The sequence below is a fragment of the Polaromonas sp. P3_C2 genome (assembly GCF_056402675.1).
The window spans coordinates 1-1,033 of sequence record NZ_JBFUGX010001021.1; the positions used below are offsets into that span (position 1 = coordinate 1).

Annotated in this window: 2 protein-coding genes; one reads left to right on the top strand and one right to left on the bottom strand. The window is 59.8% G+C overall.

What is annotated here, in order from left to right; genetic code table 11:
• On the bottom strand, nucleotides 1–493 hold a 493-nt coding region (locus tag AC1DWI_RS24285), incomplete at its 3' end, for a hypothetical protein (RefSeq protein WP_477726060.1).
• Between the two features lie 217 nt (nucleotides 494–710).
• On the opposite strand from AC1DWI_RS24285, the gene AC1DWI_RS24290 reads away from it, so the two are divergent.
• On the top strand, nucleotides 711–1,033 hold a 323-nt coding region (locus tag AC1DWI_RS24290), incomplete at its 3' end, for a hypothetical protein (protein ID WP_477726061.1).

The following is a 1,033-nucleotide window of genomic DNA, read 5'->3' on the forward strand; positions in this document are numbered from 1 at the left end:
TCACCACCTGGAACACCTGCGGGCCTTGCACAAAGTAGGCGGCCTGCCCGCTCACCGGTTTGCCGTCGGGACCCTGCCCATCGGCCTTGACCAGCGAGGCTGGCGGCAGCGTGGCAGCGCCGGGTAACTTGAGCGGTGACACCTGCGGCGCAGGCCCGGCCTTCATGTTCGCCAGCGTGAGGCTTTGCCACTGTGCGAGCACGGGCGCCGCTTTTGACGCGTCGCCGAGGTCGGCCACCGCCACGGCAAAGGTGGCGCCGCCGGCATCACAACCCAGCATGCGCAAGGTAGTTGCCGGGCCACCCAGTGGAACCACTTTTTCGGCTTTGTCGGGCTTGCAGGGCAAAAGCAGCGCCAGGCGCGTGCCCTCGGGCCGCACTTCGCGCCAGTTCAGCGCGGGGCTACAGGCCACGAGCAAGATCATCACTGTCAGGGCAAAGGCGGCGACCGGCCGCGGCGAGAGGTGCGCGGCGCCTCCAGAAATCGTAAGCATGCCTTGGACTTTACAGGGAATCAAAAAAAGCAGCCCGTTTKGGGGCGAACCTGGGGCAAGCCGCTCCGTCCAGCCCGCTTCAGTACCGATTTTGGGTTGATACAGTCCCGGCCACGCACCAAGCTGGGCACGATGTTTGCTCATGCCCGCATGTGCAGTATGGAAAGAACTCCGGCTTTGCCATGCCATGATGCGGTCCAACAATCACAACCGTTCAATGATGATGGATTTGAAAACACACCGATTACTGGCTGCTCTGCTGCTATGTGCTGCAAACCCTGTCTGGGCTTTGGAGCTGCAGAATCAAAACTTTAGCGACGACGAAATTTTCTCGGCTGTCGTTAACCGGTTTAAAAAGCCGCTTCAACACCGGTTCAACCCTGCCTCTACGGATGAGCGAAAACCTTTGCTGGTGCTGGGTCCAGCACTGAAATTCGGCAAAAAAATGCAGTCCCAATCGTTTATCCACCTGACGCAGCAGGAGCTGGTTGAGCAGCAACAGGCGGTTTTTATATTGGTAGAGAAGGCGCGCCCGAATCC